13 protein-coding genes, 2 tRNA genes and 2 rRNA genes (1 of these 17 only partly in view) are annotated in these 16,963 nt (G+C 36.8%); 5 read left to right on the top strand and 12 right to left on the bottom strand.

Going from position 1 to position 16,963, the window contains the following annotated elements; translation table 11 throughout:
• The 4 genes from DVK85_RS08580 to DVK85_RS08565 all read right to left on the bottom strand — a co-directional run.
• Window positions 1-1,252 (bottom strand): 23S ribosomal RNA (locus DVK85_RS08580); it reaches 1,624 nt to the left of the window's first position.
• 134 nt (window positions 1,253-1,386) lie between these two features.
• Window positions 1,387-1,460: transfer RNA gene (locus DVK85_RS08575), tRNA-Ala, on the bottom strand.
• 134 nt (window positions 1,461-1,594) lie between these two features.
• A tRNA-Ile gene (locus DVK85_RS08570) sits at window positions 1,595-1,668 on the bottom strand.
• Window positions 1,669-1,851: 183 nt separating this feature from the next.
• A 16S ribosomal RNA gene (locus tag DVK85_RS08565) occupies window positions 1,852-3,369 on the bottom strand.
• Together the 16S and 23S rRNA genes with 2 tRNA genes alongside form the textbook arrangement of a ribosomal RNA operon.
• A 932-nt stretch (window positions 3,370-4,301) precedes the next feature.
• Here DVK85_RS08565 and DVK85_RS08560 point away from each other — a divergent pair.
• The gene (locus DVK85_RS08560; protein ID WP_114678040.1) at window positions 4,302-7,121 is read left to right on the top strand and encodes a S8 family serine peptidase; all 2,820 of its coding nucleotides are present in this window, start codon (window positions 4,302-4,304) and stop codon (window positions 7,119-7,121) included.
• A 62-nt stretch (window positions 7,122-7,183) separates the two neighbouring features.
• Window positions 7,184-7,630 (top strand): protease complex subunit PrcB family protein, encoded by a 447-nt coding sequence (locus DVK85_RS08555; protein WP_114678039.1) that lies wholly within the window; start codon window positions 7,184-7,186, stop codon window positions 7,628-7,630.
• 4 nt (window positions 7,631-7,634) lie between these two features.
• Here DVK85_RS08555 and DVK85_RS08550 read toward each other — a convergent pair whose 3' ends face one another.
• Window positions 7,635-8,870, bottom strand: coding sequence for an ABC transporter permease (locus DVK85_RS08550; RefSeq protein WP_114678038.1), 1,236 nt, complete (start codon window positions 8,868-8,870; stop codon window positions 7,635-7,637).
• Window positions 8,871-8,877: 7 nt separating this feature from the next.
• On the opposite strand from DVK85_RS08550, the gene DVK85_RS08545 reads away from it, so the two are divergent.
• A complete protein-coding gene (locus DVK85_RS08545; RefSeq protein ID WP_114678037.1) occupies window positions 8,878-10,161 on the top strand; it encodes an exo-beta-N-acetylmuramidase NamZ family protein in 1,284 nt (427 codons plus the stop codon).
• 100 nt (window positions 10,162-10,261) lie between these two features.
• Window positions 10,262-10,471 (top strand): hypothetical protein, encoded by a 210-nt coding sequence (locus tag DVK85_RS08540; RefSeq protein ID WP_114678036.1) that lies wholly within the window; start codon window positions 10,262-10,264, stop codon window positions 10,469-10,471.
• On the opposite strand, the gene DVK85_RS08535 is transcribed toward DVK85_RS08540, so the two are convergent.
• Together DVK85_RS08535 and DVK85_RS08530 are read right to left on the bottom strand one after the other, a co-directional pair.
• Entirely contained in the window at window positions 10,468-10,716 is a 249-nt protein-coding gene (locus DVK85_RS08535; RefSeq protein WP_114678035.1) for a hypothetical protein, read from the bottom strand. The two genes, DVK85_RS08540 and DVK85_RS08535, sit on opposite strands and share 4 nt — an antisense overlap.
• Before the next feature lie 32 nt (window positions 10,717-10,748).
• The gene (locus DVK85_RS08530; protein WP_114678034.1) at window positions 10,749-11,240 is read right to left on the bottom strand and encodes a YkgJ family cysteine cluster protein; all 492 of its coding nucleotides are present in this window, start codon (window positions 11,238-11,240) and stop codon (window positions 10,749-10,751) included.
• A 43-nt stretch (window positions 11,241-11,283) separates the two neighbouring features.
• Between DVK85_RS08530 and DVK85_RS08525 the strand changes: the two genes are divergently transcribed.
• Window positions 11,284-11,994, top strand: coding sequence for a class I SAM-dependent methyltransferase (locus DVK85_RS08525; protein ID WP_114678033.1), 711 nt, complete (start codon window positions 11,284-11,286; stop codon window positions 11,992-11,994).
• Window positions 11,995-12,042: 48 nt separating this feature from the next.
• On the opposite strand, the gene DVK85_RS08520 is transcribed toward DVK85_RS08525, so the two are convergent.
• From DVK85_RS08520 to DVK85_RS08495, 5 genes are all read right to left on the bottom strand, one after another.
• Entirely contained in the window at window positions 12,043-12,447 is a 405-nt protein-coding gene (locus tag DVK85_RS08520; RefSeq protein WP_114678032.1) for a DUF2059 domain-containing protein, read from the bottom strand.
• Between the two features lie 21 nt (window positions 12,448-12,468).
• Window positions 12,469-13,101: a 7-carboxy-7-deazaguanine synthase QueE gene (locus DVK85_RS08515; RefSeq protein WP_114678031.1), complete on the bottom strand. Its 633-nt coding sequence runs from the start codon at window positions 13,099-13,101 to the stop codon at window positions 12,469-12,471.
• 98 nt (window positions 13,102-13,199) lie between these two features.
• Window positions 13,200-14,906, bottom strand: coding sequence for a tetratricopeptide repeat protein (locus tag DVK85_RS08510; RefSeq protein ID WP_240339603.1), 1,707 nt, complete (start codon window positions 14,904-14,906; stop codon window positions 13,200-13,202).
• A gap of 40 nt (window positions 14,907-14,946) precedes the next feature.
• Window positions 14,947-15,867 carry a PstS family phosphate ABC transporter substrate-binding protein gene (locus DVK85_RS08505; RefSeq protein WP_114678030.1) on the bottom strand — a complete coding sequence of 307 codons (921 nt, stop codon included), beginning with the start codon at window positions 15,865-15,867 and terminating at the stop codon, window positions 14,947-14,949.
• 254 nt (window positions 15,868-16,121) lie between these two features.
• Window positions 16,122-16,955: an energy transducer TonB gene (locus tag DVK85_RS08495; protein ID WP_114678028.1), complete on the bottom strand. Its 834-nt coding sequence runs from the start codon at window positions 16,953-16,955 to the stop codon at window positions 16,122-16,124.
• Window positions 16,956-16,963 lie beyond the last annotated feature (8 nt).

Genomic DNA, 16,963 nt, shown 5'->3' with positions numbered 1-16,963 from the left:
ACTCACATATCACCTTCGACGCCTATAGAATGCTCCCCTACCACTTGTAATAAATTACAAATCCATAGCTTCGGTAGTATACTTATGCCCGATTATTATCCATGCTCGTCCGCTCGACTAGTGAGCTGTTACGCACTCTTTAAATGAATGGCTGCTTCCAAGCCAACATCCTAGCTGTCTGGGCAGACAAACCTCGTTTTTTCAACTTAGTATACATTTGGGGACCTTAGCTGATGGTCTGGGTTCTTTCCCTCTCGGACATGGACCTTAGCACCCATGCCCTCACTACTGGTTATCATTATATAGCATTCGGAGTTTGTCAGGAATTGGTAGGCGGTGAAGCCCCCGCATCCAATCAGTAGCTCTACCTCTATATAACTAAATCCAGCGCTGCACCTAAATGCATTTCGGGGAGTACGAGCTATTTCCGAGTTTGATTGGCCTTTCACCCCTACCCACAGGTCATCCCAAGACTTTTCAACGTCAACGGGTTCGGACCTCCACTATGTGTTACCACAGCTTCATCCTGCCCATGGGTAGATCACACGGTTTCGCGTCTACCATTACTGACTAAAGCGCCCTATTCAGACTCGCTTTCGCTACGGATCCACACCTGAAGTGCTTATCCTTGCCAGCAACGGTAACTCGTAGGCTCATTATGCAAAAGGCACGCCGTCACCCCAGAAGGGCTCCGACCGCTTGTAGGCGTATGGTTTCAGGATCTTTTTCACTCCGTTATTCACGGTTCTTTTCACCTTTCCCTCACGGTACTGGTTCACTATCGGTCTCTCAGGAGTATTTAGCCTTGGCGGATGGTCCCGCCGGATTCAGACAGGGTTTCACGTGCCCCGCCCTACTCAGGATACCAATATGTTTTACGTTTATTACTTATACGGGACTATCACCCTCTGTGGTGCAACTTTCCAGATGCTTCTAATTCTTTGCGCAAACAATGTCTTGGTCCTACAACCCCAACTATGCCGTAACACAGTTGGTTTGGGCTGTTCCGCTTTCGCTCGCCACTACTTACGGAATCACTTTTGTTTTCTTCTCCTCCGCCTACTTAGATGTTTCAGTTCAGCGGGTTTACCTCCTTTCGGATACTATGTCTTCAACATAGTGGGTTGCCCCATTCGGATATCTGCGGATTAATTCGTGTGTGCCAATCCCCGCAGCTTTTCGCAGCTTATCACGTCCTTCTTCGCCTCTGAGAGCCACAGGCATTCCCCATACGCCCTTATTTTGCTTATTGTACTTTTGTACTGTATAAATATATACAGCACCTTTATGCTTTCTATATTTTTCTACTTTGTTTTTTATCGCAATATGTCAATGAACTTGTAGCGTATTGCTACTGATAATTATTATCAGCAACTTTAGCTGTTGTGGAGAATATCGGAGTCGAACCGATGACCTCCTGCGTGCAAGGCAGGCGCTCTAGCCAGCTGAGCTAATCCCCCGTGTTTGTTGCTTGTTACCAGTAGCAGTTTGCAGCATATGATAACGTGCTCACTTTACGTGTAATCACTCAACTTCTAAAATTTCCTTTTCTTTTGAATTGAAGAGCTTTTTTTATGCCATATGGCGTAATTAGTAGTCCCGGGCAGACTCGAACTGCCGACCCCAACATTATCAGTGTTGTACTCTAACCAGCTGAGCTACGAGACTTTTTAAAGTTTTAAGTATTAGTGGTTAGGTATTAAGATGCAGTGCATCCGCTATCTTATTACTTGGTACTTAATTCTTTGTACTTTTTCAGCTCTCTTCTTCTTTATTTTATATTTGAACTAACAGCGAGAGTAAGTTGTCTTACTTTTCTCGTTTTTTAACATCTGAGGATCGTGTCTCTAGAAAGGAGGTGTTCCAGCCGCACCTTCCGGTACGGCTACCTTGTTACGACTTAGCCCCAGTTACCAGTTTTACCCTAGGCAGCTCCTTGCGGTCACCGACTTCAGGTACCCCCAGCTTCCATGGCTTGACGGGCGGTGTGTACAAGGCCCGGGAACGTATTCACCGGATCATGGCTGATATCCGATTACTAGCGATTCCAGCTTCATGGAGTCGAGTTGCAGACTCCAATCCGAACTGTGACCGGTTTTGTAGATTCGCTCCCACTCACGTGGTGGCTGCTCGCTGTACCGGCCATTGTAGCACGTGTGTAGCCCAGGACGTAAGGGCCGTGATGATTTGACGTCATCCCCACCTTCCTCTCAGTTTGCACTGGCAGTCTTGTTAGAGTTCCCGACTTGACTCGCTGGCAACTAACAACAGGGGTTGCGCTCGTTATAGGACTTAACCTGACACCTCACGGCACGAGCTGACGACAACCATGCAGCACCTTGTAAAGTGTCCGAAGAAAAACCTGTTTCCAAGTCTGTCACTCTACATTTAAGCCCTGGTAAGGTTCCTCGCGTATCATCGAATTAAACCACATGCTCCACCGCTTGTGCGGGCCCCCGTCAATTCCTTTGAGTTTCAAACTTGCGTTCGTACTCCCCAGGTGGGATACTTATCACTTTCGCTTAGCCACTCAGTATTGCTACCGAACAGCTAGTATCCATCGTTTACGGCGTGGACTACCAGGGTATCTAATCCTGTTCGCTACCCACGCTTTCGTCCATCAGCGTCAATGTATTGTTAGTAACCTGCCTTCGCAATTGGTATTCCATGTAATCTCTAAGCATTTCACCGCTACACTACATATTCTAGTTACTTCACAATAATTCAAGTTCTACAGTATCAATGGCAGTTCGACAGTTGAGCTGCCGGATTTCACCACTGACTTATAAAACCGCCTACGGACCCTTTAAACCCAATGATTCCGGATAACGCTTGGATCCTCCGTATTACCGCGGCTGCTGGCACGGAGTTAGCCGATCCTTATTCTTATGGTACCGTCAAGCTCCTTCACGAAGGAGGGTTTCTTCCCATATAAAAGCAGTTTACAATCCGTAGGACCGTCATCCTGCACGCGGCATGGCTGGTTCAGGCTTGCGCCCATTGACCAATATTCCTCACTGCTGCCTCCCGTAGGAGTCTGGTCCGTGTCTCAGTACCAGTGTGGGGGATCTCCCTCTCAGGACCCCTACCCATCATTGCCTTGGTATGCCGTTACCATACCAACTAGCTAATGGGACGCATGCTCATCTTGTACCGATAAATCTTTAATATGATAGTGATGCCAAAATCATATACTATAAGGTATTAATCCAAATTTCTCTGGGCTATCCCTCTGTACAAGGTAGATTGCATACGCGTTACGCACCCGTGCGCCGGTCTCTAAGGAGCAAGCTCCTTATACCCCTCGACTTGCATGTGTTAGGCCTGCCGCTAGCGTTCATCCTGAGCCAGGATCAAACTCTTCATCGTATATTTTAAATATTTTTACGATCTGTATCTCAGGTGTTTTTTTTCGATAAAATCAAGTTTTCTTACTCTCTCTTATGCTGTCAATTCAATATGTCTATGAACGTGTCTTCTTATTCGTATCGCTTAACTATTGTGCCTTGCGGCGTTGTTTGTTAAAGCGAGTGCAAAAGTACAACTTCTTTTTTAACTGGCAAGCTTTTCTGAAAAAAAATTTACTTTTTTTTCGCTGCCCTTTTTAAGTGTTTTTCAGTTTTGCAATGATCACCATTCCTCTCGGTTTGGGTGGGCAAAGATACTATCTTTTTCCTTTATCTTGCAAATCTTTTTTTGCTTTTTTTTAAGGGCTGCCTTTTTATTTTTTTAAACGCTTACTTATAGTAAGAACCTAATGTTTTTAAGGGTTGCCGTTGTCAATATGTCGTATGAACTTCGCCTTGAATGCGGGTGCAAATGTAAGAACTTTATTTTCTCTTGCAAGCTTTTTTTTTGCCTTTTTTGAAAGTTTTTGGTAATACTCTGGTAACCTTTACTTTGCGCAATGGTAATGTTTTTAAAGTTTAGATAACCTAGCAATAAATACACTTTACTATGTAAACTCCCCTTTTGAGACCACTTGAAACTCTTTAAATCTCAGTATGTATTATGTCTAAAATATTAATATTAATTAAATGATATTCTTTAATATTTATCATATGTATTGAATTATTAATATAATTTATTATCTTAGCAATCGCTAACTAATGCTTTTTAAGCAAGTTAGCTTATTTACCTCCTAAAAAATATCGTACACATATTAAATCATATTATTATGAAACAATATAAATGTGTAATACTAACGATTCATTCTAGTTTTAGATTAAAATGTGCTCATCCGCCATGAGCTACTTATTTTTTACATCCATTGAAAAATTATTAATCTAAATTTTATCCAAATGAAAAAATTATTATTCGCGTTCCTATTATTATTTTTAGGAACATCAATTACTGTAGCCCAAAATGATTCTTTTTATTATTATCATGGCGAGAAGATTCCGTTGACACTTGACAAGACTTATATTAATGTTTTTACCAATATAGACTTTGATACAAAACTAATACAGGAACTAGGTTTTAGTGATATTGAGTTTGTTATCGACAACTCTTCGAAAAACAGACAACAATTTGCTAAGCTTAAACTTGGCTCGACACTTAGTGAGGCTGAATACTATGATAAAGTAAATGCTTTGCGCGCTATTGAAGGTGTTAGACACGTTGCTCCTTTCTTTAAAAGAGAGAATGCTGAACCTATTGGTACTTCTAATTATTTTTATATTAAACTTAATAGTGAAGCCGATTATGCTACTCTTAAAAAAACGGCTATTGCACATGATGCAACTATTGTAAATCAAATTCCTAATATGCCGTTATGGTATATACTTAAAGTTGATACGGATAACAATATGTTTTCTGTAACTGCTGCTAATAGTTTTTATGAAACGAGAAGCTTTGCCGAGATAGATCCTGCATTTATGTTTGACTTTAGAACTTCTTGTACTAATGATACTAACTTTGGTAGTTTATGGGGACTTAATAATAGTAGCAACCCAAGTATTGACATTAATGCCTGCCAAGCCTGGACTATTACTGAAGGTAGTGGTATAAATGTGGCAATATTAGATCAAGGGATTCATAAAACACATAACGATTTGGCTGCCAATATTCATTCTTCTAGTTTTGATTGCAACTCTGGCAGTTCACCTAGTGTATTTGCTGGGGCAAGTCACGGAACACATGTGGGCGGTACAGTGGCAGCAGTAAAAGATAATAACCTGCAAGTTGTTGGTGTTGCGCCACAATCTAAATTAATGAGCGTTAGCCATACACTTAGTTTAACACCTAATATATCGGCAGAGCTTGCGAGCGGTATAAACTGGGCTTGGCAAAACGGTGCCGATGTTATAAACAATTCTTGGGGAGATCAAGGTGGTGCATATTATAGTCAGCTACAAAGTGCTGCTTTAGAAAACGCTATTACAAATGCTATGTCGTTAGGTAGGGGTGGTAATGGTACACTGGTAGTTTTTGCTGCAGGTAATTATGGTACTTCTGGTGCAGTGATGGATTATCCTGGTACTTTTCATCCTGATATTGTAACCGTAGGTTCTATTACATCAACAGGTAGTCGTTCTAGTTTTTCGGGATATGGTTCTGGACTAGATGTAGTAGCTCCTGGTAGTGGCATATTATCTACAACTCCTTATAATAATACTGGTAGTATGAATGGAACATCGATGGCTGCACCACATGTTACAGGTACTATTGCTTTAATTTTATCTGTAAACTCATGTTTAACAGGTGCAGAAGTTAGAGATATACTAGAAAGCACCTCACAAAAAGTAGGTGGATATTCTTATAATACTACGGCAGGCAGACCTAATGGTACTTGGAATAACCAAATGGGTTATGGTCTTATTGATGCGCATGCTGCAGTAGTTGCTGCGCAAAATGCTGGAGGAGTAGATTTATGGATGCAGGACACTACTGCAGATGTAGGAGATGAGCCTAATAACATTAGTCCTATTATGTGGAATAGTCAGGATATTTGGGTACGTGTATTTAATGATGGTGGCACAACACACCAAAACCCTGATTATAGTGCTGTAGGAAATCCTAACACTGTATATGTTAAAGTAAGAAACAGAGGATGTGAGGCTACATCAGGTTTCGAGCAACTAAAACTATACTGGTCTAAAGCGGGAACATCTTTACAATGGCCTGCACATTGGAACGGTTCTACATTTGGCGGAGGACAACTTAAAGGTAATATTATAGGTACAGCTACTATACCAATACTACTACCAGGGCAAGAAGCAGTAGTTTCTTTTGCCTGGGTAGTACCTAACCCTGCTGATTATGCTAGTATTACACCAGGTGACCAATGGCATTTTTGTTTATTAGCTAGAATGGTTACACCTGCTGATCCTATGACTTTTACTGAAACTACAGACTTATATGCTAATGTTAAAAACAATAATAACATTGCATGGAGAAATACTACCGTAGTAGATACTCCTATTAACTCTGTCGTAGGTCCTGTTGGTGGCGTAGTTGCTGTAGAGAACATACATGATGAGCCTCATGGATTTTTCTTAGAGTTTGCTACCCTTGAAGAAGATGGTACTCCTGTGCATGAACTTGCAGAAATTACAGTACGCATGAACGAAGTTCTCTATGAAGCATGGCAAGCTGGAGGACAAGAGGCTCAGATGATTGAACCTCTTGAAAATGGAAATGTAATGGTAACGGGTAACTTTGCCCGACTGTATGTAGAGCTACAACCCGAACAGACAGGTATTTTGGACTTAAGGTTTAATTTCCCGAAAGAACAACAGGTTGAAGAATTAACACATACATTCCACTTAATACAACGTGATGCTGAAACAGAACAAATTATAGGTGGAGAAACCTATTTTATTAACAGGGCTCCTAATGATGCAGACACTAACCCAGAAGACTCTAGCTATATTACAGCTATGGGACCTAACCCTGCTTCTGACGAACTAGTAATAAAATATCATTTATATGACGCTAATGAGGCTTACTTAGCTGTTTATAGTGTATATGGTACTGATGCAGACACAAACTATTATGAACTTGATATTGATAGTAGTGACATTCAAATTAATGTTTCGGATTATCCTAATGGATACTATACTGTAGTACTAATGGTTAATGGCGAAGCAGTAGATAGTAAAAATTTACTTAAAGAATAATACTAACCTTTTATATAAAGCCCGTACAATAGTGCGGGCTTTATTAATTTAAAAAGTACATTATGAAAAAACACACTTTATTTTTCTGTATGATGATAGTATTATTAAGTTGTAGTAACGACACCAACAATACTATTACAGCAAACACTAACGAACCTATACTTATAGTAAAAGGCATTTTAAATTATAACACCGTTTTTGGTCAAGAGAATATGGTAATTGCTACCAATACCGAATGGCAAGCCTTGATAGCATCTATGCAATCTATAAATGAAAATGTTATTGATGATTTTACGGAAACAACTATAGATTTTGAAGCTTATATGGTTATTGCCGTATTTGATATTAAAAATAGTACTACATCTATAGATATAACATCGGTAACAGAAAATGATAATAACATTGTTATAAGTGTCGATAACTTAAATATAGGTATTACTCAAGATGTAGCACATCCATATCACATCATTAAAATAAGAAAAAGTAGTAAGCCTATAGTTTTTGAATAACCAATTAATCGAAACGTAATGCTTTTACGGGTGTAATTTTAGTAATAATATATGATGGTATAAGTAATAAAGATAAACACACAGCTATTGTTCCTGCATTTATAAGCAGTATGGCAGGTATGTTTATACTTACAGGTGCTACGGTTACATAATAATTTTCGGGAGGGAGTTTTATTACTTCAAAATATTTTTGAATAAGTAGTAACCCAATACTTATTATATTACCCCATAATAATCCTTTTATTATAAGGTAAGCTGCATTGTATAGAAAAATTTTACGCATACTCCAGTTGTTTGCTCCTAATGACTTTAACATTCCTATCATTTGAGTACGCTCTAATATTAATACTAACAGTGCAACCACCATATTAATAGTACCTACTACTACCATTATTACTATAATGAGTACTACATTAAAATCAAATAACTTGAGCCATTCAAAAATATTATAGTATTTATCTTCTATAGTACGACTATCTAATGTAGATGATATAGCATTATAAACTTCGTCACCTTTTTGTTGTAGCTGGTCAAAATCATCTATAAATACTTCAAAAGATCCTACTTCGCCGTTTCTCCATTTATTAATGCGTTGTACATGGCGAATATCTCCTATTACATAGGTCGCATCAAATTCTTGAAAGCCCGAATTGAAAATACCCACTAGTTTAAATACCCTCATATTTGGAATACTATTAGCATCTTCTTTCATAAAAAAGGTGTTGAATTTATCCCCTACTTTAAACTTTAATCTATCGGCAAGGTATTTCGAGAGTATTACTTCGTTATTTAGGTTATCGTTTAGGTTCGGTATTCTACCCGATACAATATACTCTTCTAAATTATCCCATTTATAGTCTTTACCTACACCTTTAAAAATTACACCCTCTACAGATTCTTCGGTACGAATAATACCTGCTTTAGACGCTACTGCTTGTATATGACTTATACCTTGTACTGATTTAAACTCGGGGTAAAAATCTTGTTGTATAGGAATTGGTGTGACACTAACCTCAGAAATATTATCATCATAGTTCGATATAATAATATGACCGTTAAAAGCTGATACCTTTTCGCGTATTTTATCTTGCAGCCCAACACTTGTTGCGACTGCCACTATCATCATGATAACACCAATGGCTATGGCTATTACAGCTATTTTTATAATTGGGGCAGATATACTACTTTTATGGTTCTTAGCAGTAATCAACCTACGGGCTATGAAATATTCTAAATTCAACTGATATATGGTATCTTATTCGTTTTTCAAAAATACATTTTTATTCTCAATACTGTTGTTGGCTGCCTGTGGAAATTCTGCTAAAAGCCAAAAGCCAGAAGTCAATAGCCAAAAGAAGGACAATATAGTTCTTATAAAAGAAAATGAGCCTATAAAAACAGGAGCTGAAAACTATGAGGCATACGGATCTTTACTAGAAGGCAAAAAAATAGGCGTGGTTACTAACCAAACCGGAATTATACCTTTTACTTTTAGATATACTTCCACGAATGAAGAAGGAGAAGATGAGCCTGCATATGCAACAGACACGATAAGCATTGTAGATTTCTTTTTGAAAGGTAATGAAAATGTAGCGAAAATCTTTGCCCCAGAGCATGGCTTTCGCGGAACTGCCGATGCGGGAGAACTGATTAAGGATGGTAAAGACACTAAAACCGGACTGCCAATAATTTCGCTTTACGGTAATAATAAAAAACCGAAGCCTGAACAACTAGAAGGTATTGATATTATGGTTTTTGACTTACAGGATGTGGGCGCACGTTTTTACACCTATATATCTTCTTTACATTATGTGATGGAAGCCTGTGCCGAAAATAATATTCCGTTAATAGTACTAGATAGACCTAACCCCAATGGCGGTATTGTTGATGGCCCTATATTAGAGAAAGAACATGAGAGTTTTGTGGGTATGCATCCTATACCTGTATTGCATGGTATGACTATAGGCGAATATGCCCGAATGATAAATGGAGAGGAGTGGCTTAAAAATAATGTAAGGTGTCAACTTACAGTTATACCTTGTACAAATTATAAAAGAGATATGGATTATGACTTGCCTGTAAAGCCATCGCCTAACTTACCTAATAGCCAATCTATAAACTTATACCCTAGCCTTTGCTTTTTTGAAGGCACGAATGTGAGTGTAGGACGCGGTACTAATAAACAGTTCCAAATATATGGATCGCCATACCTACCAAGAACAGACTTCAGTTTTATGCCAATGCCCAACGAGGGTGCTAAAGATCCGACGTATAATGGTAAAACGTGTTATGGCGAAAACTTAACTAAAGTTGAAAGAATAAATAGATTAGAACTGAAATGGCTTATCAATGCTTATAACAATACACAAGACAAATCTAAATTTTTCAACAACTTCTTCACTAAACTAGCGGGCACTAAACAACTGCAACTACAAATAGAAAGCGGGAAGACCGAACAGGAAATTAGAAAAAGCTGGGAGACTGGACTCGATCAATTTAAACAGGTGAGAGAAAAGTACCTTATTTATTAAAGAGGAGAAACTTTATTTCTTAATATTATTACAAAGTGTTATTTAATATGATAGCATTTTTGTAATTTCAGTACATATTAATCTACAAAAACAACCTACTATGGATATAGCCGAAAAAATTGAAAACTTTATAGATTATATAATGCAGTATGCAGGTAAGATAAAAGAATTTATTGAAGATATAATTAACTTTCTTACCTATGTGAAAGATCAAATTGAAAACTTGATAGATTATGTTACAGAGAAAATTGAAACTATAAAAGCTATTGTTGCCGAAATAAAACAAAGCGAAGCACAAATTGCTGCTTAACCATCAAAGTCTTCATTACATGAAGGCTTTTTATTTTTTACTGCTTTAATGGTAATAATAATCAATCTAATTATCGCATATAGTAAAGTAAGTGCTATAAAAATGGGTATCGATACAAAAGCTGCCTCCAAAACTCTATCTGCAATATTATAAGACACTATCAAATTATTATTAATAAAAGTACTCCCTATTGCCACCGCATAAGAGAAAATATAAATAAAGAATAACGCTCTTATTGTTTTCATGTTACAGTTTTAAACTATAAGTTGCTATAAAATTAAACAATCTTCTTTTTCATTTCTTCTACAATATTATAAGCTGCAGGACAAATAGCTACATTTTTCAGGGTTAAATTACTTATCTGCTGAAACTTTTTCCTATCGGTATGCGGAAACTCACGGCACGCCTTAGGACGCACATCATATATCATACAGTAATTCTCATTATCTAAAAAAGTACAGGGCACACTTTGTAGTACATAGTCATTATCTTCGTCAATACGCAGGTATTGTTCTATAAACTGTTGTGGCTTTTGCCTAAAGTGTTTGGCTATACGCTCTACATCGGCACTAGTAAATAAAGGTCCTGTAGTTTTACAGCAATTAGCACAGGTAAGACAGTCGGTTTTTTCAAACTCCTTATCATGCAAATCTTGCATAATATAATCTAAGTTTTTAGGCGCTTTCTTTTTTAGCTTATCAAAAAACTTTTTGTTCTCGTTATGCTTATCTTTGGCGAGCTTGGGGAGCTGTTTTAAAAAATCGTCCATCAGGTACATTATATTATCAATCAGGGCGTAAAAGTATAAAAAAATGAAAGACCTTTTTGGCAAAGCCATACTCGATTACCAGACAAATAATAACCCGCAAGATTTAGTGACTGAAACTTCTATATCTGAAGAAGATGAAATGAGTGTTGCCTATCTCTTTAGGGACTATGAAAAAATGCCAAAACTAGAGAAAAAAGCATTGCAGCTTGCTAAAGGTCGTGTGCTAGATGTAGGCTGCGGGGCAGGTAGCCACAGCTTATACCTGCAAAATGAGAAACAACTAGATGTTACGGCTATTGACATTTCTAAAAATGCTATTGAAGCCTGTACCCTACGTGGTATTAAAAATGCAATAGCTAAAGATGTTATGCTAATACAAAATGAAAAGTATGACACCATATTATTACTAATGAATGGTGCAGGTATGTGTGGCAGACTCAATAAAATTTCAGGTTTTTTACTCCAATTAAAATCATTACTTAACGAAGGCGGACAAATACTTCTCGATTCATCTGATATTATATATATGTTTGACGAAGATGAAGATGGCGGTAAATGGATACCTACTGATAATGAATATTATGGCGAAGTAGTTTTTAACATAGGTTATAAAGGGGATAAAGAAGCTCCTTTTAACTGGATGTATATTGATTATAACACTTTGCAAAATGCAGCTCATGCCAACGGACTAGAATGCGAACTGGTCATGGAAGGTGAACACTATGATTATTTAGCTAAATTAGCTATAAAATAAAAAACCACGCTAAGGCGTGGTTTTTTATTTTAATAGGTATAGCAAAAACTATCCTTGATACTTCATTATAATACCTTGTAGCTCCATGCTCCATTCTTGTATAATAGGCATTGTAACCTCGGTAAGTTTAGCTGCTTTTTGTGCCATTTTTTTACCTGCAGGACTTTCATAGAATTTAATAATCTGTTTTACCTCGTCATGAGTAAACTCAGTAAGATAAAAATTTTGCTGTATTTCTAACACTGGTTGTAAAGATGCTTCAAATTCTTTTGTAAATGCCTCTTGCTTATCGGCTGGCACCATTGAAATAACTTGCTTTTTAGCAACATCCATTTGCCCAGTAGCTCCCGAAAGGTCAAGTAACTTTTTCACATCAGCTTTAAAAGCTGCATCTTGTGCAAAACCAAGTTGGGCAATAAGTATAAATGCGAAAGCAAAAAATAATTTTTTCATTGTTTTAGTTTTTAAAATTAGTTATGGTATATTCAAATATTTATGCGTTTGTAAAGATATGCGCCACTTAGGGTTATTCATAACATAATCTACAATAAGCGGTGTCATCTGTTCGCGCTTACTCCACTCTGGCTGCAAAAACAGTATCGCTTTATCATTCACTCTTTCTGCCTGTTCTTCGGCAAATAAAAAGTCATGTTTGTTATATATAATAACCTTTAGTTCATGGGCTATATCATAAGCCCCCTGTACTGGTAATTTATTTTTCTTGGGTGAAAGGCAAAACCAATCCCAATTACCTGTAACAGGATAAGCACCTGATGTTTCTATATGAACATTAAGCCCTTTTTCTTTAAGTCTAGCTGTGAGCGGGTTCATATCCCAAGTTAATGGCTCACCTCCAGTTATAACAATAGTCTTGGCATATTTAGCCGCATTTTCTACAATAACATTAGTAGCTGTAGGTGGGTGCAATTCTGCATTCCAACTTTCTTTAACATCACACCAATGGCAGCCTACATCACATCCTCCCACACGTATAAAATAGGCAGCAGTACCAGTATGGTAGCCTTCACCCTGTATAGTGTAAAACTCCTCCATTAATGGTAGTAACTCGCCCTTCTCTACTGCTATTTGTTCTTCCTTCTTTAACATTTTTCTATAAATAGTTTGTAAAGATACATATTAAAATTAACGCTATAAAAAAACCGCTCTGCATTACAGAACGGTTTTTTTTATATTTAAGTCTCTAATTATTTCATACGTTCTAACTCACCTTGCAAATACTCATCTGTAGGATCTAGTTCAAGCGCTTTAGTAAAGTACTCTTTTGCTTTCTCTTTCTCTGTTACAACATAATAGGCACCTGCATTAGAGTAAGCTTCTACAAGGTTTTTACGCTCATTAGCACTTAAACTTGTAGCGTCTTTAGCTCCTACAATTCTTATGTATTCGTCATATGCTTTTGCCATCTCTGCATAAGCTTCTTCTGATTGCATGTATTGATTAATTCTTGCTTTGAAAAGGAATGCATCCTGTGCTTCAGGAGAAAGTTCTATTACATTAGCAAGTGCAGCGTCGGCTACTACAAGGCGCTCTATATTAAGTTTTCTATCCTCTTCTGACTTATTTACATGGTCATAGTATATAGAATATGCCAAGTAGAAATTATCATAAAAAGCATTTCTGTTGTCTGGATTAGTTGTAGCAACTTCAAACACTATAGATGCAGGACCGTAAAGTCTTTGTCCAAATAATTTTTTACCAATGTCATTGTACTCATTAGTAATCTCTATATCCATTTCAGCAGCTTTTTTAATATCGTTAATAGCTGCATCAAATACCATTTGATCTGTTATTATAGAGTTTCCTTGCTCATCAGTACTTACAGTAGAAGCTAGTTTAGCAAGCCCTAAGTACAAGTAATCTCTGGCAATAAGTCTTTTAGGATCTACCTTTGCAATAAATTCTTCCATTGCTTTAAGACTTCCTTCATAGTTTCCGTTTTCATAAGCTGAATATGATAGGTAACGTAGTATTCTTGGGTTTACCTTATCTAGCTCTTGCATTTTTTTAGCCTCTTCTTCAAGTGCTTTATAATCTTTAGCTAATACAAGGAAATCAGCATGTCTCATACGCGAGTTAAGCGAATAATCAGTTAACTGCATATATTTTTCATAGTAACCTAATGCTTTTTTAATGTACTGATCATATTTTGAAGCATCAGTATTTCCCCAAAGCGCATACGTTTCGGCAAGCTCTCTATAAGCAGGACCATAATTAGCATCTATAGCTAATATATCTTCAAATGCTTTTACTGCTTCAGGAAAAGCTGCTCTTGTATTTTTAGTAATAACTCCTAATTGCAATTTTGCACGAAGTGCAGTATTGTCTAATCTAAAAGCATTACGATATGCTTTATAGGCATCGTTATAATTCTCATCACCTACATACGCATCACCTAGACTTAAATATGCCTGAGCATTTTTATCATCTTTTTCTAGCGCTTTATTTAATATTGTTATTGCTTTCTTAAAATCAGGGTTTTCAGCATTGATATAAGCACGCCCCATATAAACAAGCTGCTCTACATCTTTACGTCTAAGTTCTTCTTCTACTGCTTTAAATTTAGTTTGTGCAGCAGATGCATTACCATTGCTAAGGTCTATTTGAGCCAAACCTATCAAGTTATACTCAGCATCTCTCTTTACATTTTTACCTCTATTAAAGTAAATAGCTGCAGAGTCTTGCTCTTCTTGTTTTAAGTAAACATTTCCTAAAAGAAAGTAATTTTTACCTTCATCATCATTAGATGCAATTAGCGATTTAAGTGCTTTTTTAGCATTTTGGTATTTTTCGGCATCAATAGCCTTTTTTGCCTGTTCAACATCTTGGGCATTAGCCGCGCTGAATAACAATAATGATAATCCAAGGATTTTGAATTTTTCGATCTTGATCATTTTATTCTCCTTTAATTTTAATATTTAGTAGTTAATTTACTTACAATTCTTTTCGCACCTCAATATCCCTTGTAGGTATCTCGACAGGCAATAATCCTGATTTCAAAATAATGCGCTGTCCTTCGTGCGCTCTTATGTATATTGCAAACCCTGTGCCTAAACCATCTTTGCCTTGATAGTTTAAAACATATACCTTGCGAGTAAGCGGATATAAACCTGTAGCTATATCACTTTGAGAAGGTTTATAATATTTTTTTTCTCCAGTATTAACATCAATATTACTTACTGCTAAAACCTTTATATTTTGTACATATTCTTTTAATTGTAGTGGTGGTTGTACTAACCAGTTTACCCCTACAATACCCACAGCACCAGCATTATTATTTATATACTTTATTACCTCTTCGTTTGTTTTTAACGAATATACGTTTTTAGCAGGAACAGTTGTAACACCTGCTCTTTTTAAAAGAAACTGTACTGTACTTGAATTTTGGTTATCAAAAACCAATTTATTTATCTTTTCAGACGGTTCTCCTTTTAAGACTTTTAATACCTCTTCAATATCTATAATACTATCTGTAGTTCTCTCGTTTACTATTAATGCTATCGCATCTACTGCAAATTCTGTAACCTTAGGTACTACATTTTTTTGTTTAAAGTGATTTTCTTCTTGAGGTGTAAGCTGCCTCGTCATGATTGCAACTTTAGCAGTATCGCTCAATAATGCGTTAACAATTTCGTTTTCAGCTTTATTAACCTGAGTAATTGTAGCTCTATCATATACACTTTCAAAAACAGCAACTACATCTTCAGTAATAGGTTGTACTGTATTATCTACATATAATGTAAGAGTACCTGTCGTCGAAGTTTCTTCAATCTTATCGTTAGATGTGCCCTTACAAGCAAAAAACAAGCCTGTAGCGATAAAACTTATAATTATAACTATATATCTCTTTTTCATAATGCAATACTACTCCTTATTCTTTTTAAGTAACCTAATAAAACGGATAAAAGCATAAACAATGAGTAACAACCCAAAGGCTAGCCTACCATTATAGGAAATATTTAAAGGAATGGTTTTCCAGAAAATTATAATTAATCCAAGTGCCAAATACATTAAAAAAAACACTATTCCAAAAACAAACAGAAATCGCTGTTGTGGCGATTTCTGCTTTTTGTATTGAGATTTATTATCTTTAAACATCGCGCTTATTACTATGACCTAATGTTTATAGTAATAGGCAAGTTATAGGAAGCTCTAACAGGTTTACCATTTTGGATACCTGGACTCCATTTCTTTTTCATAGACTTAAGTACGCGTTCGGCTTCTTTACCCAATCCGTAACCTGGATCTCTAAGTACTTTAATACCTGTCATAGATCCATCTTTTTCTACAACGAAAGAAACATAAATTCTTGCCTTCATATCTTGATCGATGTCTGGTATTCTGAAGTTTTTATTTACATAGTTGTAAAATTCTTCTATACCTCCAGGATACTCTGGTTGTACTTGAAGACCTGCTGTGTTATATACAGCATTATCAGGAACTTCTACACCTTTATCAAGATCTCCCGATGGTTTACCAATATTGATATCTCCCGTTGGGCTAGCTTCTGCATTTCTTGAACTCGGATCTGCTTCTTTAAATTGCTCTATTTTTGGTGGATCTTCAGGAACTTCTTCTTTCTTAGCAGCTTCAAGTGGTTTAAATTTAACCTCTTCTACTACTGATTTTGGTGCCTGATATACCTCCTCTACAGGTGGTGGTGGTGGTGGAAGTGGCTCTTCTTCAGGAGGCGGTAATAAATCGACCATTTCGATTATTTTATCCACATCATCTTTTTTATCTGCCTTGCTAAGACCAGCACCTATGTATTTTGAAACCAAAGGTGTTGATATAGCAGTGATAAAAAGTAATGCTCCTATGATGAATGCACGTACGGTTGTTTTTGAGTTTTCTGCACGAAGCTTGTATGCTCCATACTCTTGGTTACGCCCCTCAAACACCATATCAATCCACTTCTCCCTGAATATATTAAGTTTTGACATAATTTAAT

Origin of the sequence: Flavobacterium arcticum, from assembly GCF_003344925.1 — a bacterium.
Lineage (GTDB): Bacteria > Bacteroidota > Bacteroidia > Flavobacteriales > Flavobacteriaceae > Flavobacterium > Flavobacterium arcticum.
The sequence above is the reverse complement of the archived record's forward strand: the minus strand, read 5'-3'. Positions and strand labels throughout refer to the sequence as shown.

Coding starts and splice junctions, on each gene's coding strand:
- DVK85_RS08560 (WP_114678040.1), top strand. CDS start 4,302: ATGAAAAAATTATTATTCGCGTTCCTATTATTATTTTTAGGAACATCA.
- DVK85_RS08555 (WP_114678039.1), top strand. CDS start 7,184: ATGAAAAAACACACTTTATTTTTCTGTATGATGATAGTATTATTAAGT.
- DVK85_RS08545 (WP_114678037.1), top strand. CDS start 8,878: ATGGTATCTTATTCGTTTTTCAAAAATACATTTTTATTCTCAATACTG.
- DVK85_RS08540 (WP_114678036.1), top strand. CDS start 10,262: ATGGATATAGCCGAAAAAATTGAAAACTTTATAGATTATATAATGCAG.
- DVK85_RS08535 (WP_114678035.1), bottom strand. CDS start 10,716: ATGAAAACAATAAGAGCGTTATTCTTTATTTATATTTTCTCTTATGCG.
- DVK85_RS08530 (WP_114678034.1), bottom strand. CDS start 11,240: ATGGACGATTTTTTAAAACAGCTCCCCAAGCTCGCCAAAGATAAGCAT.
- DVK85_RS08525 (WP_114678033.1), top strand. CDS start 11,284: ATGAAAGACCTTTTTGGCAAAGCCATACTCGATTACCAGACAAATAAT.
- DVK85_RS08520 (WP_114678032.1), bottom strand. CDS start 12,447: ATGAAAAAATTATTTTTTGCTTTCGCATTTATACTTATTGCCCAACTT.
- DVK85_RS08515 (WP_114678031.1), bottom strand. CDS start 13,101: ATGTTAAAGAAGGAAGAACAAATAGCAGTAGAGAAGGGCGAGTTACTA.
- DVK85_RS08510 (WP_240339603.1), bottom strand. CDS start 14,906: ATGATCAAGATCGAAAAATTCAAAATCCTTGGATTATCATTATTGTTA.
- DVK85_RS08505 (WP_114678030.1), bottom strand. CDS start 15,867: ATGAAAAAGAGATATATAGTTATAATTATAAGTTTTATCGCTACAGGC.
- DVK85_RS08495 (WP_114678028.1), bottom strand. CDS start 16,955: ATGTCAAAACTTAATATATTCAGGGAGAAGTGGATTGATATGGTGTTT.